Annotated in this window: 15 protein-coding genes; 7 read left to right on the top strand and 8 right to left on the bottom strand. The window is 70.3% G+C overall.

Annotated elements, in window-relative coordinates:
* The first annotated feature begins 61 nt into the window (after window positions 1-61).
* Entirely contained in the window at window positions 62-430 is a 369-nt protein-coding gene (locus DDV73_RS01910) for an alkaline phosphatase family protein (protein WP_109505568.1), read from the top strand.
* Between the two features lie 72 nt (window positions 431-502).
* A complete protein-coding gene (locus tag DDV73_RS01915; protein WP_109505569.1) occupies window positions 503-2041 on the top strand; it encodes an LCP family protein in 1539 nt (512 codons plus the stop codon).
* Here the strand turns inward: DDV73_RS01915 and DDV73_RS01920 are convergent.
* The gene (locus tag DDV73_RS01920; RefSeq protein ID WP_109505570.1) at window positions 2017-2862 is read right to left on the bottom strand and encodes an isocitrate lyase/PEP mutase family protein; all 846 of its coding nucleotides are present in this window, start codon (window positions 2860-2862) and stop codon (window positions 2017-2019) included. The genes DDV73_RS01915 and DDV73_RS01920 overlap by 25 nt on opposite strands.
* A 66-nt stretch (window positions 2863-2928) precedes the next feature.
* Window positions 2929-3504 carry a TetR/AcrR family transcriptional regulator gene (locus DDV73_RS01925; protein ID WP_109505571.1) on the bottom strand — a complete coding sequence of 192 codons (576 nt, stop codon included), beginning with the start codon at window positions 3502-3504 and terminating at the stop codon, window positions 2929-2931.
* Window positions 3505-3599: 95 nt separating this feature from the next.
* Between DDV73_RS01925 and DDV73_RS01930 the strand changes: the two genes are divergently transcribed.
* The 4 genes from DDV73_RS01930 to DDV73_RS01945 all read left to right on the top strand — a co-directional run bounded on the left by DDV73_RS01930 (window position 3600) and on the right by DDV73_RS01945 (window position 7665).
* Complete coding sequence (locus tag DDV73_RS01930; RefSeq protein ID WP_109505572.1) at window positions 3600-4076, top strand: nuclear transport factor 2 family protein; 477 nt, start codon at window positions 3600-3602, stop codon at window positions 4074-4076.
* 38 nt (window positions 4077-4114) lie between these two features.
* A complete protein-coding gene (locus DDV73_RS01935; RefSeq protein ID WP_109505573.1) occupies window positions 4115-5056 on the top strand; it encodes a bifunctional helix-turn-helix transcriptional regulator/GNAT family N-acetyltransferase in 942 nt (313 codons plus the stop codon).
* Window positions 5057-5166: 110 nt separating this feature from the next.
* Window positions 5167-5553: a hypothetical protein gene (locus tag DDV73_RS01940; protein WP_109505574.1), complete on the top strand. Its 387-nt coding sequence runs from the start codon at window positions 5167-5169 to the stop codon at window positions 5551-5553.
* Window positions 5554-5559: 6 nt separating this feature from the next.
* Window positions 5560-7665, top strand: a complete 2106-nt coding sequence (locus DDV73_RS01945) for a caspase family protein (protein WP_109505575.1) — start codon at window positions 5560-5562, stop codon at window positions 7663-7665.
* 7 nt (window positions 7666-7672) lie between these two features.
* On the opposite strand, the gene prcA is transcribed toward DDV73_RS01945, so the two are convergent.
* The 4 genes from prcA to dop all read right to left on the bottom strand — a co-directional run bounded on the left by prcA (window position 7673) and on the right by dop (window position 11306).
* Window positions 7673-8611: a proteasome subunit alpha gene (prcA, locus tag DDV73_RS01950; protein WP_109505576.1), complete on the bottom strand. Its 939-nt coding sequence runs from the start codon at window positions 8609-8611 to the stop codon at window positions 7673-7675.
* A 34-nt stretch (window positions 8612-8645) separates the two neighbouring features.
* Window positions 8646-9482, bottom strand: coding sequence for a proteasome subunit beta (gene prcB / locus DDV73_RS01955; RefSeq protein WP_109505577.1), 837 nt, complete (start codon window positions 9480-9482; stop codon window positions 8646-8648).
* Window positions 9479-9676, bottom strand: coding sequence for a ubiquitin-like protein Pup (locus DDV73_RS01960; RefSeq protein ID WP_109505578.1), 198 nt, complete (start codon window positions 9674-9676; stop codon window positions 9479-9481). Before DDV73_RS01960 ends, prcB begins: the two co-directional genes overlap by 4 nt.
* 121 nt (window positions 9677-9797) lie before the next feature.
* A complete protein-coding gene (gene dop, locus DDV73_RS01965) occupies window positions 9798-11306 on the bottom strand; it encodes a depupylase/deamidase Dop (protein ID WP_109505579.1) in 1509 nt (502 codons plus the stop codon).
* Between the two features lie 39 nt (window positions 11307-11345).
* Between dop and DDV73_RS01970 the strand changes: the two genes are divergently transcribed.
* Window positions 11346-11882, top strand: a complete 537-nt coding sequence (locus DDV73_RS01970; RefSeq protein ID WP_240617052.1) for an NUDIX hydrolase — start codon at window positions 11346-11348, stop codon at window positions 11880-11882.
* Between the two features lie 11 nt (window positions 11883-11893).
* Here DDV73_RS01970 and DDV73_RS01975 read toward each other — a convergent pair whose 3' ends face one another.
* Both DDV73_RS01975 and DDV73_RS01980 read right to left on the bottom strand, forming a co-directional pair.
* Window positions 11894-12346 carry a hypothetical protein gene (locus DDV73_RS01975; RefSeq protein ID WP_161962262.1) on the bottom strand — a complete coding sequence of 151 codons (453 nt, stop codon included), beginning with the start codon at window positions 12344-12346 and terminating at the stop codon, window positions 11894-11896.
* Between the two features lie 16 nt (window positions 12347-12362).
* On the bottom strand, window positions 12363-12644 hold the full coding sequence (locus DDV73_RS01980) for a hypothetical protein (protein WP_109505582.1): 282 nt from the start codon (window positions 12642-12644) through the stop codon (window positions 12363-12365).
* Window positions 12645-12712 lie beyond the last annotated feature (68 nt).

Genomic DNA, 12712 nt, shown 5'->3' on the forward strand with positions numbered 1-12712 from the left:
GCATCGTGGGGCGCCGGTCGCACGTCGGTCCTACAACACTTTTCGGACAGCCCTCTCATTCATGAGTAAGTTAGTCGACAACCAGGTCAGTGACACGCCGGTCGTCACGCAGGACTGGCACGCGACGTTCCTCGAGCTTGCCGGCACCGAGCCCGACCCGGACCGCCCTCTCGATGGCGTGTCCCTTGTCGGCCATCTGTTAGGCGGCCGGCCGGCGCCCGAGCGGGACCTCTTCTGGCGGATGCGGGGCAGCCGCGCGCTGCGCCGCGGCGACCTGAAGTACTACCAAGGTGCCGATGGCGTGGCCAAGCTGTTCGACCTCGCCACCGACGCCCGGGAACCGGCCAATCTCGCCGCCAAGTGGCCCGACGACCTGGCGGCTCTGAAGGCTGCGTGGGAGGACGTGAACGCGACACTTCTCCCCTACTGAGGCATCTGTGCATCCACCGGTTGGCGCAGCGGCTAATCTGACCTGATCAACGGGCAGGCGAGGGGGAAACGGATGGGTGCAGGTGAGCCTGCCGGCCGTCGCGCCCGCGGCGGCCGCCGCGCTCTGCGCGCTCCGAAGAAGCGCGCCCGCAACATCTGGACCGCCCTCGGGGTCACCACCGCCTGCGCGCTGCTGCCCGGCAGCGGCTTCCTGGTGGCCGGTCGCAAGCGGCTCGGCCTGTTCGTCCTGGTGCCGTACCTCCTTCTCCTCGGCGTCCTGATCTGGTACGCCGCGACCCACCGCCGCGACATCATCCGACTGGCGGTCGACCCCAATGGACTTGCGGCGATCGCGTGCGGCCTGCTGATCGTCCTCGTGGTGTGGGTCGTCGTCCTGATCGCCAGCTACCGGATGCTGCGACCCGAGAGCGCACTCGGCTGGCACCAGGCGCTCGGCGGCACCTGGGTGGCGGTGCTGTGCGTGCTGATGGCGCTGCCGATCGGCGTCGGCGCCCGGTACGCCATGGTCCAGCGCGACCTGATCACCTCGGTCTTCGACGACAGTGACAGCCTGACGAGCCCGGAGTTCGACGAGGAGAACCCCTGGGGCGACGACGGCCGAATCAACCTGCTGCTGCTCGGCGGTGACGGCGGCGTCGACCGGGAGGGCATCAGAACCGACTCGGTAATGGTCGCCAGCATCAACACCAAGAACGGCAAGACCGTGCTCTTCAGCCTCCCCCGCAACCTGGCGGAGGTGCCGTTCAAGAAGGGGACGCCGCTGGCCGAGCTGTACCCGGAGGGGTTCACCGGCGAGGGCGACGAGCTCGAGTGGGTGCTCAACGCGGTCTACCGGAACGTGCCGGCCATGCACCCGCAGGTCCTCGGCGCCGGGTCGGACAACGAGGGTGCCGACGCGCTCAAGCTCGCCGTGTCCGGCGCGCTCGGCCTCAACGTCGACTACTACATGCTGATCAACCTGAACGGCTTCGAGCAGGTAGTCGAAGCGATCGGCGGCGTGACGGTCAACATCAACGAGCCGATCCCGATCGGCGGTGACACCGACCGCAACATTCCGCCGTCCGACTATCTCGAACCCGGACCCAACCGGCACCTCAACGGCCACGACGCGCTGTGGTTCGCCCGCGGCCGCTGGGGCTTCGACGACTACCACCGGATGCGGCGGCAGCGCTGCGTCATGGACGCCATCATCGAGAAGGCGGACCCGGCCACCGTGCTGCGCCGCTACGAGAAGCTCGCCTCGGCCGGCAAGGAGATCCTCCGCACTGACATCCCCCAGGAGCTGCTCCCCGACCTGGTCGACCTCGCTGGCGACATCAAGGGCGCCAAGGTCACCAGCATCGTCTTCGAGCGCTCAGATGCCTTCAGCCCGAGCGACCCGGACTACGACTGGATGCACCGCCAGGTCAAGCGGGCGATCGGCATCGGCGGGAAGGGCAAGCCCGGCAAGCCGACCTCCTCCGCGACGGGCAACCCCGGCGGTGATCCGACCGGTGATCCCACAGACGACCCGACCGGCACGTCGGGCACCGATGTGGAACCCGACGAGCCGGAGGACTCCTGTGCCTACGACCCGGTGGAAGAGGAGTGACCCTCCACTAGGGCGTTGAGGGTGCCGTAGTCGACCGAGCCCTGCTCGGCCCACGCGTAGGTCCCCGCGGTGACCAGCTCGTCGACCGCCCGCCGGTACTGGCCGTAGGCCGCCGAGGCGGCGGCCGAGCCGGCGGATACGCGACGGACACCGACCTCGGCGAACTCCTTGACGCTCGGTGAGCCGGCGCCGACCAGCATGTTCACCGGCGCCTCGATGGCGGCGACAAGGCGCTCGGCCACCGCGAGGTCGGCCACCCCCGGGACGAAGATGCCGCTGGCCCCCGCCTCGAGGTAGGCCGCCGCCCGGCGCACGGTCTCGTCGTAGCGGCCGTCCTCCTCGCCGATCCCCCACAGGTATATGTCGGTGCGCGCGTTGACGTAGAGCCGGACGCCGGCCTCCTCGGCTGCGGCGCGGACCGCCGCGATCCGGGACGCCTGCTCCTCGGCCGGGCGGATGCCGTCGGGCGTGGTGTCCTCCAGGTTGATCCCGACGACGCCGGTGGCGACCAGGTCGCGGATGTTGGCGGCCAGGCCGTCGGTGTCGTCGGCGAACCCGCCCTCGAAGTCCACCGAGACCGGCACGTCGACGGCCCGGACGATGCGCTCCGCCAGGTCGATCACCGGCGCGGCGGACATCTGGTTGCCGTCGGGCAGTCCGTAGGCCCAGGCGACGGCGGCGCTGGTGGTGGCCACGGCCTTGGAGCCGGCGTCCTGCGCGATCACGGCGGACGCGACGTCCCAGGCGTTGGCGAGGACCAGGGTCCCGTCGGCGTGCAGGTCGTGGAAGAGATCGGCGCGGTCAGCTTGAGAAGAGGTCATGGCGAGAGCCTTGCAGAGGCCACCGACATTTCCTCGCGACAATCGGACCTGAACAGATCGGGCCAATCAGGTCGTGACCATCGCCGCCAGCGCATCCGCGAAGCGCTCGGGATCGACGTCGGCCGGAGGCCCTCCGACGAAGGCCGTCATGAAGTGGTAGCCGAGGCTGGCCGAGAGCACGACCGTCGCCGTCGCGGCGGCGTCGCGCCCGGCCAGCCGGGCGGCCTCGGAGATCTCGTCGGGCACCGTCACGATCAGCTCGTGGAGCTTGCCGAAGTCTTCGGCGAGGGCGGGAAAGCGGCCACCGTCGCGCATGAGTACGGCGATCAGCAGGGCGCGCTCGCGCAGGAACCGCTGGTTGTCGGCGATCTGGTCCCGGACCCGCTCCCGGCGGGCCAGAGCCCCGTCGTCGTCCGGGGCGGCCGCCAGTCCGTCCTCACGCGCCCGCACCAGGTCCAGCTCGCGGCCGACCACCGCCAGGAAGACCTCCTCCTTCGAGCGGAAGTGCCGGTAGAACGAGCCCGAGCCGGAGGCCAGGCCCGCGGCGGCCTCGATCTGGCTCACCGAGGTACCGGCAAAGCCGTTGGTCGCGAACAGCCGGAGGGAGACGTCGAGGACGCGGTCGCGGGTGCCAACAGCCATGCCGGCAAGGCTACTGGCGGTCCCTTGCTCGAGCCACGCGGCAAATGCAAGAGTTGTCTTGCATTTGGGAGTCAACACCGAGAAGGAGACCCGAGATGGGCCGATTCACCCGCGCCGAGCTGGCGGCGGCGTTCCACCACTACAGCGCGGTCGTCGACGGCTGTGCGACGTCCGGCGACTGGGGGCCGTTCGCGGACCTGTTCACCGAGGACGTCCACTACATCGAGCATGCGTACGGCGAGTTCCACAGCCGCGAGGACGTGCGGACCTGGATCGTTGGCGTGATGGCGCCGTTCCCGCACATGCGGTTCCCGCACGAGTGGGTGGCCTACGACGAGGAGAACGGCGCGATCCTGATCGGCATCAAGAACCTCCTGGACCACCCGACCGAGCCGGGCGCGGAGTTCTGGTTCCCGAACTGGACCCGCCTGGTGTACGCCGGTGACGGGCTGTTCTCCTCGGAGGAGGACGTCTACAACCCGCACCGCGATGCCGGCCGCGTGATCGGCGAGTGGATGAGCGCCGGCGGGCAGATGCTCACCAAGCCGATGGTGGACATGAGGTTCTATTAACCGTTGACAGTGACAACGGTAGTTGTTGCAATAGACAAATGAGCCAGCAGGTCACCGCCGAGCGGGTCGCCCGGGTCCGCGCCTTCAACCGCTTCTACACCGACGTCATCGGCGTGCTCCGGGGCACGCTGCTGGACAGCCCGTTCACGCTCACCGAGGCGCGCGTGCTGTTCGAACTCGCCCACGGAGAGGCCGCCGACGTGGCCAGCCTGCGCGCCGACGCCGACATCGACCGTGGCCACCTCAGCCGGGTGCTGACCCGGCTGGAGGCCGATGACCTGGTCCGCCGTACCCGCTCCGAGGCGGACTCGCGGCGACAGGTCGTCGAGCTCACCGACAAGGGCCGGGCGGCGGCCGCCGACCTGGACGGCCGCTCTGTCGCCTCGGTGACCGAGCTGCTCGAGCCCATCGCCGGGCCCGAGCAGGAACGGCTGCTGGCTGCGATGGCCACGATCGAGGAGCTGCTCGGCAAGCGCGACCGGTCGCCGGGCTTCACGGTGCGCCCGGCCCGTCCGGGTGACCACGGCTGGATCGTGGAGCGGCACGGGGCGCTCTACCGGTCCGAGTACGGCTACGACGAGCAGTTCGAGGGCATGGTCGCGCAGATCATGGCGGACCTGATCGAGGCCCGCGAGGACCCCGGCGTCGCCGTCTGGGTGGCCGAGCAGGACGGCGTCCGGGTCGGCGCGATCTGCTGCGCCCGCGACGACGAGGAGACCGCGCGGCTGCGCTGCCTGCTGGTCGAGCCGACGGCGCGCGGCGCCGGCATCGGCCGCTACCTGGTCGACGAGTGCCTGCGCTTCGCCCGGCAGGCGGGCTACCGCCGGATGGTGCTGTATACCCACGAAGGGCTGGACGCTGCCCGGCGTGCGTACGAGCGGGTCGGCTTCACGCTTGAGGCGGCCGTGCCCCAGCACGCCTTCGGCACCGACGTCGTCGAGCAGACCTGGGCGCTCGACCTCCGCTCCCCTGTCCGCTGAACAGCGGAGTTGCCGAAACCGCTTGTGGCCATCACATGCCGGGAGGATCCTGAGACAAGCGAGCCGTGTCCGGGACGGCAAGGCTCGCGATTGCGTTCTACGGAGGGGCGATGGCGCTCGATCTGGTGCTGGCCGTCACGGAGGACGGCGCTGATGACGTCCGCCTTGACGAACACGCGCGGCTGCTGCGCGAGGAGTTTCTCGATCTCGATCTGACGGCCGTGCCAGCGACGGACGGTCCCGCTCCCCAGGGCACCCGCGGCGACCTGGCGGCGACGGCGGGCGCCCTCGCGCTGACGGTGCCGGGCCTCGACGTGCTCCGGGGCGTGGTGCTGCTCGTGCATGACTGGCTGAGCCGCGCGGTCGACCAGCGGGTGGCGCGAACCGTCACTGTTGAGCTCGCCGGCGACCGGATCGAGCTGACCGGAGCCTCGGGCGAGCTGCAGCAGCAACTGGTCGACGCCTGGCTGCGCCGCCACGCCACCGCCACGGAGTGAGACCCGATGACCGGCGAGCGGCATGCCCTGATCGTCGCCGTCGACCAGTACGAGCACCCGGGTCTGGGGCAGCTGGCCGCACCGGCGTACGACGCCGCCGCACTCGGTGCGGTGCTGGACGACCCAGCCATCGGCGGGTACGACGTACAGACCCTCGGCAACCCGACGTCACGCGAGCTGATGCTGGGACTCGAGGACTTCTTCGCCGATCGCGACCCGACCGACCTGCTCCTGGTCCACGTCTCGTGCCACGGCATCAAGAACCCAGCTGGCGAGCTCTTCCTGGCCGCCTCGGACACCCAGCCCGACCGGCTGGCCTCGACCGGCGTACCCGCTGCTTTCGTCAACCGGCAACTGGCCGACAGCCGCGCGCAGCGGGTCGCGCTCTTCCTCGACTGTTGTTACGGCGGGGCATTCCCACGCGGCATGGTGGTGCGTTCGGTCGCCACGGCGCCGGGCCGAGACCTGTTCGCCCAGCAGGACGACGCGGGCGGCGGCCGTGGCCGGGTCGTGGTCACGGCGTCGAGCGCGATGGAGTACGCCTTCGAGGAGGGCAAGCTCGCCAGCACCAGCCAGCAGGGGCCATCGGTGTTCACTAGCGCGGTGGTCGACGCCCTCCGCTCCGGTGAGGCCGACATGGATGGCGACGGCTGGGTCGGACTGGGCGAGCTGTTCGAGTACGTCGCCTCCCGGGTCCGCCGCAGCACTACCCACCAGACGCCGCACATGTGGGTCTTCGGTGCCCAGGGTGGCGAGCTCCTGATCGCGCGCAGCCCGAGCCGGGCGGTGCGCCCAACCCCGCTGCCGCCGCAGATCGCCGAAGCACTGTCCGCCGAGTTCGTCGGCACCCGGCTGGGGCTAGTCGGCCTGCTCCGCGAGCGGGCCGCCGCAGACGACCTCGGTCAGGCACTCGCCGCGCGGGAGGCGCTGCAGCAGCTGGTGGACGACGACAGCAGACGGGTGTCGACGACGGCCGCCGAGGCGATCGCGGAAACCTCGCTGCGGGTCGAACCGCCGGTCCTCTCGCTCGGTGCCGAGCCAGTTGAGGTCCGGCTCGTGGGCCCGCCGCTCGCCCGTGCCGTGACGGCTCGCGCCAGCGCACCATGGCTGCGGGTGGATCTGGGTGAGGACTCCGCAGCAGTATCGGCTGGCGCCGGTCCGGGTGAGTACGACGCGGCGGTCCGCCTGGAGGGGCCGGCCGGCGTAGTTGATGTCCCGGTGCACGTCAGCATCCCGCAGTCGGGGAGCCCGCCTGCCGCACGGCCTGCGCCAGCGCCCGAACCACCGCCTGCGCTACCGCCGATGCCGACCCGGCCTTCCTCGTCGCCCGCCTCTGAAGCGCCCGCGCCGGACCTGCCGTGGTGGCGGCGTCTCGAGTGGCAGGCAGTGGTGCTGCTCGCGGTCGGCAACCTGCTCGCCTTCGGGATCGGGCCCGCCGGCTCCGGCTGGATCGACGAGCGCCATGGACTGAAAGGGGAGGCGAGCTATGTCGATGGCTACTGGTTCGCCGAGCTGCTGTTGGTGGTGGCGGCCTGCCTGGTGCTCGCCTGGACCAGGAGCCGGCCAGCGGCGTACGGCGCTGCGGCCGGCGCTGCGGCATACCTCACGGTCGCCGGCATCGTGATCGGGCTGTCGGGCCTGGCGGCATCGGACTGGCTGCTCGCGGCGACGGCCCTGGCGATCGTGGCGATCACGGCGTCGGCGGTCGCGATCCGGCCCGTGCTGCCGCGGGCGCGCTCGCTTGACCTCGGCGGCACGGTGCTGGTCGTGCTGGCAGCGGTGTCGGCCGTGGTCTCAGACGCGACCACGGGTGAGCCGAACTGGCTGGAGATCACCCGCGGGTTCTCCCTGGCCGGCGCGGCGGCGTTGCTGGTCCTCGGTCTCCTGGCCGCGGCCGTCCCCTGGACCGGTAACGCACGAGGCTGGCGCGGTGAACAGGCCTGGTTCTACCGGGCTGCCCTGACGACGTACGTTGCGCTCGGAGCCGTCAACCTATGGATCTCCGAGGCGGAGTTCGACCTGCCACAGGAGACGGTGGTCTTCGCGATCTCCAGCTACGTGCTGGTGCTGTCCGGCGCGACGTTGGCCTATCTCCACCACACCCGCGCGTGAGATGCGCTCAGGGCGCGATCGGCGGCTCCCCCGGATGCGGCGGTGCTGGCGGCGCCACAGGCGGCTGTGCGGGCGGCGGCTCGTCCGCGGGCGGTGCGACCGGCGGTTCTCCGGTCGTCGGGTCCTCCAGCGGCGGTACGCCGCCACTCACCTGGTCGGTCGGGTCGGCCGGGTCGTCGGTCGCCGGAGCGGACGGTGCCCCGCCGACGGCGTCGTCGTCGGGCGACGGCTGGTCCGGAGTCTCCGGCCCACGCTCCCCCAGCAGCTCGGCCAGCCGGGGCGGCATGATCCGCTTGAACTTCCGGGGCTGGGTGCGGGTACGGTCCAGCACCGCGACCTCGAGGTGCTCGTCGGGGATCACCCGGTCGCCGGAGTCGGAGTGGCCGAGCGCGGCCACCGCGAGCCGCACCGCGTCCTGCAGCGGCGCGCCCTCGGCGTACCGCTCCTTGAGGTAGGCGACGACCTGCTCGGTCGCGCCACCCATCACCGCGTAGCCGTGCTCGTCGGCCACCTGGCCGTCGTAGGTCAGCCGGTAGACCTGGTCGTCGGCCGCCTCGTCGCCGATCTCGGCCACGAAGACCTCGACCTCGTAGGGCTTCTCGCCGCCGCTGGAGAAGATCGTGCCGAGGGTCTGCGCGTAGGCGTTGGCCAGGCCGCGGCCGGTCACGTCGCGCCGGTCGTAGGCGTAGCCGCGCATGTCGGCGAGCCGGACGCCGGCGATCCGGAGGTTCTCGAACTCGTTGTAGCGGCCGACGGCGGCGAACGCGATCCGGTCGTAGATCTCGGAGATCTTGTGGAGCGCCTGGGACGGGTTCTCCGAGACGAACAGCACGCCGTCGGCGTACTGGACCGCCACCACCGAGCGGCCGCGGCCGATGCCCTTGCGGGCGAAGTCGGCCCGGTCCTTCATCAGCTGCTCAGGGGAGACGTAGAACGGCATGCTCATGGGTTCACTCCGGTGATCGAGCTCGTCGAGATCATCAGGTCAGGGCCGCGGAGGGGCCGTCGGGTCGGGTCATCCGGCCGGCGATGACGCGGTCGGCCAGGGCTGCGACCTCGTCGTCGGGGATCCGGCGGCCGCCGTCGGCGGTGATCACGTTGACGACCGGGAAGATCCGTCTGGTCAGGTCCGGGCCGCCGGTCGCGGAGTCGTCGTCGGCGGCGTCGTACAGGGCCTGCACGACCGCGATCGTGCACTCCTCCTCGGTAAGGTCGTCCCGGTAGAGCTTCTTCAGCGAGCCGCGGGCGAACAGCGAGCCGGAGCCGACCGCGTGGAACGCGGTTTCCTCGTAGCGGCCGCCGGTCACGTCGTAGGAGAAGATCCGACCAGCCTCGGTGGTCAGGTCGAAGCCCGCGAACAGCGGCACCACGGCCAGGCCCTGCATCGCCATCGCCAGGTTCGAGCGGATCAGCGCGGCCAGCCGGTTCGCCTTGCCGTCCATCGACAGCGTGGTGCCCTCGATCTTCTCGTAGTGCTCGAGCTCGGTCTGGAACAGCCGCACCATCTCCACCGCGAGCCCGGCGCTGCCGGCGATGCCGACGGCGCTGTACTCGTCGGCGGGGAAGACCTTCTCGATGTCGCGCTGGGCGATGATGTTGCCCATCGTGGCCCGGCGGTCGCCGGCCATCAGCACGCCACCGGGGTACGTCGCGGCGACGATCGTGGTGCCATGCGGAGCCAGGTCAGCCGCGCTGCCCTGCGGTACGGCGGCGCGGCGCGCGGGCAGCAGATCGGGTGCCTGGTCGGCCAGGAAGTCGGCGAACGAGGACGTGCCGGGAGTGAGGTAGGCGGCAGAGAGCCGCGCTCCCTCGCTCACTGGCCACCCTTCTGGATGAACGACTTCACGAAGTCCTCGGCGTTGGTCTCCAAGACGTCGTCGATCTCGTCGAGGATCGCGTCGATGTCCTCGTCGAGCTGCTCCTTGCGCTCGGCGACGTCAGCCTCGGGAGCGACCTCGGTGCCCTCTTCGGTCTCCGATGCCTTCTTCGGTTGCTTCTGCTCCTGTGCCATCAGGCTGCCTCCTCCTGTGTGGTGACCGCCCCACACCGGGGGTGTGCGAGCGGCTCACCTAGACCCTATCCAGAGGAACCGACAGATGGTTGCGATGCCCAGGGCGCGTTGACAAACGTGACTATCGGGTGAGCGCGGCGAAAAGCTGTTCGGCGGTGTCACAGCGGTCCAGCAGCTCGCCGACGTGGGCCTTGCTGCCGCGCAAGGGGTCGATGGTCGGCACCCGCTGCAGAGACTCCCGGCCGGGCAGGTCGAAGATCACCGAGTCCCAGGAGGCGGCGGCGACGTGCTCGGCGTACTTCTCCAGGCAGCGGCCGCGGAAGTAGGCGCGGGTGTCGATCGGCGGCTCGTGCATCGCCCGGTCGACGGTGTCGCCGCCGAGCAGCCGGTCGATCTTCCCGAGCCGCAGCAGCCGGTGGTAGAGGCCCTTCTCGGGCCGGATGTCGGCGTACTGAAGGTCGATCAGGCCGAGCTTGGCGTCGTCCCACTCGAGGCCGTCGCGCTGCCGGTACTGCTCCAGCAGCTTCAGCTTGGCCACCCAGTCCAGCTCGGTCGCGCAGAGCATCGGGTCCCGCTCCAGCCGGTCAAGGACCGACTCCCAGCGACTCAGGATGTCGGCGGTTTGCGGGTCGGTGTCGCTGCCGAAGCGGTCCTCGACGTACTTCTTGGCCAGGTCCAGGTACTCCAGCTGCAGCTGTACGGCGGTCACCTTCCGACCGTCGGTGAGCGTGATCAGCGTCTTCAGGCTGGGGTCGTGGGAGACCGCGCGCAGCGCCGCGACCGGACCCTCCACGACCAGGTCGCGGGTGAAGAACCGGTCCTCGATCATGGCCAGGACCAGCGAGGTGGTGCCGACCTTGAGGTACGTCGAGATCTCGGCGAGGTTGGCATCGCCGAGGATGACGTGCAGCCGGCGGTACTTCTCCGGGTCGGCGTGCGGCTCGTCGCGGGTGTTGATGATCGGCCGCTTGAGCGTGGTCTCGAGGCCGACCTCGACCTCGAAGTAGTCGGCCCGCTGGCTGAGCTGGAAGCCGTGCTCGCGGCCGTCCTGGCCGATGCCGACCCGCCCGGCGCCGCAGACCACCTGGCGGGACACGAAGAACGGGGTGAGGTGCCGGACGATGTCGCCGAACGGCGTCGACCGCCGCATCAGGTAGTTCTCGTGGGCGCCGTACGACGCGCCCTTGTTGTCGGTGTTGTTCTTGTAGAGCACGATCGGCGTGCCGCCGGGCAGCGCGCCGGCGCGCGCGGCGGCGTCGAGCATCACCTGCTCGCCCGCCTTGTCCCACGCCACGATGTCCAGCGGGGTGGTGCACTCCGGGGTGGAGTACTCCGGGTGGGCGTGGTCGACGTAGAGCCGGGCGCCGTTGGTGAGGATCACGTTGGCCAGGCCCATGTCCTCGTCGGTGAGCTGGCTTGCGTCGGCGAGCTGGCGCGACATGTCGAAGCCGCGGGCATCGCGCAGCGGCGACTCCTCCTCGAAGTCCCAGCGGGCCCGGCGCGCCTTCAACGTGGCCGACGCATACGCGTTCACCACCTGTGATGAGGCCACCATCGGGTTGGCCATCGGCTGGCCCTGCACCGAGATGCCGTACTCGACCTCGGTACCCATCACCCGGCGAACGCTCATGCCTTTGAGCCTAACCGGGCGGTCGACAAGATGGACGCTGTGGCTACCGAAACTCAGGAGATGGTCAACCTCGTCGACGCGGACGGGCGGGTGGTCGGCACGGAGTCGCGCGAGGTGGTGCGCCGTGACAACCTGCGGCACGCCTCGACCGCCGTGCTGGTCAGGAACTCGGCGGGCGAGATCTTCGTCCACCTGCGGGCCGCGACCAAGGACTGGGCGCCGTCTCATCACGACTGCTGTGCGGGCGGGGTGATCCAGGCCGGCGAGGACCCGCGGGAGTCCGCGGTCCGGGAACTCGCCGAGGAGCTCGGCATCACGTCGGCCACGCTCACCGCGCTCGGCACCTCGCTGTACGAGGACGACACCACGCGCTGCTTCGAGCACGTCTTCGAGACGACCTGGGACGGTCCCCTGGTGTACGCCGACCACGAGGTCGTCTCGGGCGAGTGGCTGACCCTGGACCGGCTGGCGGCGCGGCTCGCGGACCCGTCCTGGCCTTTCGTCCCGGACAGCCGGAAGCTGCTGGCCGGCCTGGCCGCGCGCGGCGTACACGACTACGCGCGGCTGGCCGGCTAGCCGCCTCGCTGTCAGTCGAGCAGGTTCCTAAGGTCACCCTTGAGCTCGCTGCGCGGCGGGGTGTACTTGGTGCCGACCTTCGTCGCCGGGCGGTTCACCTTGCGCAGAGTCGCCGTGATCGGCGCCTGCGCCTTCACGCTTCCGGTGCCGGCACCACCTTGGCAGGCGTAGGCCACCCGGTGCCTGGCAGCGATCGTGTAGACGTTGCTCATGCCGAAGACGCCGTCGGAGACGTCCTTGCTGAAGTCTGCCTGCGCCCCGGCCATGACCCCGCCCATGTTCGGATCTGCGTTCGGGCGGAAGGTGCGCTCGGCGTCCGCCAGCACACAGGTGAACCAGCCAACGCCGCTGGAGGTCGGGTTGCTGACCATGCCGTTCAACGTCACCAGATAGCTGCCGGCCGGAACCCGGAACGCCTTCCACTTGAGGTTCGTCAGGGTCTCTCCCTGGCGAGCGAGCACCACCCGGATCACCCCCGGCTCAAAGCCTCTTCGCGTCCAGTCCGTCGACCTTGTCGGCGTTCAGCCTGGCGATCTTCTTGCCGCTGGAGACCTTCAGCGGCGGCGACGCCGCACGGTTCTTGAGCACCAGCGCCGGGCCGCGCCCGGTGTTGGCGATCGTCGTCGGTCCGTTCGCCTTGTTGATCCGGCCCGTGATCAGGCCGTCGCCGGTCGCGGCGTACGTCGCGATATCGGTGCCGGTGACCAGCAGCGCGGCCGCGCCGACGACAGCCAGCGTGGTGCGGATGTTGAGCGTGCTCAAGATGTTTCCCCTCGTGGTTGATGAAGTCACGAGCAGGCTAGGCAGCCGCCTCGGTCCGGCCCGGGGTT

Source organism: Nocardioides speluncae (assembly GCF_003121585.1).
Classification (GTDB): Bacteria; Actinomycetota; Actinomycetes; order Propionibacteriales; family Nocardioidaceae; genus Nocardioides; species Nocardioides speluncae.

Bases quoted from the DNA above. Each gene is read 5' to 3' on its own strand.
- DDV73_RS01930 (WP_109505572.1), top strand. From the start codon at position 3,600: ATGGGCCGATTCACCCGCGCCGAGCTGGCGGCGGCGTTCCACCACTAC.
- DDV73_RS01935 (WP_109505573.1), top strand. From the start codon at position 4,115: ATGAGCCAGCAGGTCACCGCCGAGCGGGTCGCCCGGGTCCGCGCCTTC.
- DDV73_RS01940 (WP_109505574.1), top strand. From the start codon at position 5,167: ATGGCGCTCGATCTGGTGCTGGCCGTCACGGAGGACGGCGCTGATGAC.
- dop (WP_109505579.1), bottom strand. From the start codon at position 11,306: ATGAGCGTTCGCCGGGTGATGGGTACCGAGGTCGAGTACGGCATCTCG.
- DDV73_RS01915 (WP_109505569.1), top strand. From the start codon at position 503: ATGGGTGCAGGTGAGCCTGCCGGCCGTCGCGCCCGCGGCGGCCGCCGC.
- DDV73_RS01910 (WP_109505568.1), top strand. From the start codon at position 62: ATGAGTAAGTTAGTCGACAACCAGGTCAGTGACACGCCGGTCGTCACG.
- DDV73_RS01945 (WP_109505575.1), top strand. From the start codon at position 5,560: ATGACCGGCGAGCGGCATGCCCTGATCGTCGCCGTCGACCAGTACGAG.
- DDV73_RS01920 (WP_109505570.1), bottom strand. From the start codon at position 2,862: ATGACCTCTTCTCAAGCTGACCGCGCCGATCTCTTCCACGACCTGCAC.
- DDV73_RS01960 (WP_109505578.1), bottom strand. From the start codon at position 9,676: ATGGCACAGGAGCAGAAGCAACCGAAGAAGGCATCGGAGACCGAAGAG.
- DDV73_RS01925 (WP_109505571.1), bottom strand. From the start codon at position 3,504: ATGGCTGTTGGCACCCGCGACCGCGTCCTCGACGTCTCCCTCCGGCTG.
- prcA (WP_109505576.1), bottom strand. From the start codon at position 8,611: ATGAGCATGCCGTTCTACGTCTCCCCTGAGCAGCTGATGAAGGACCGG.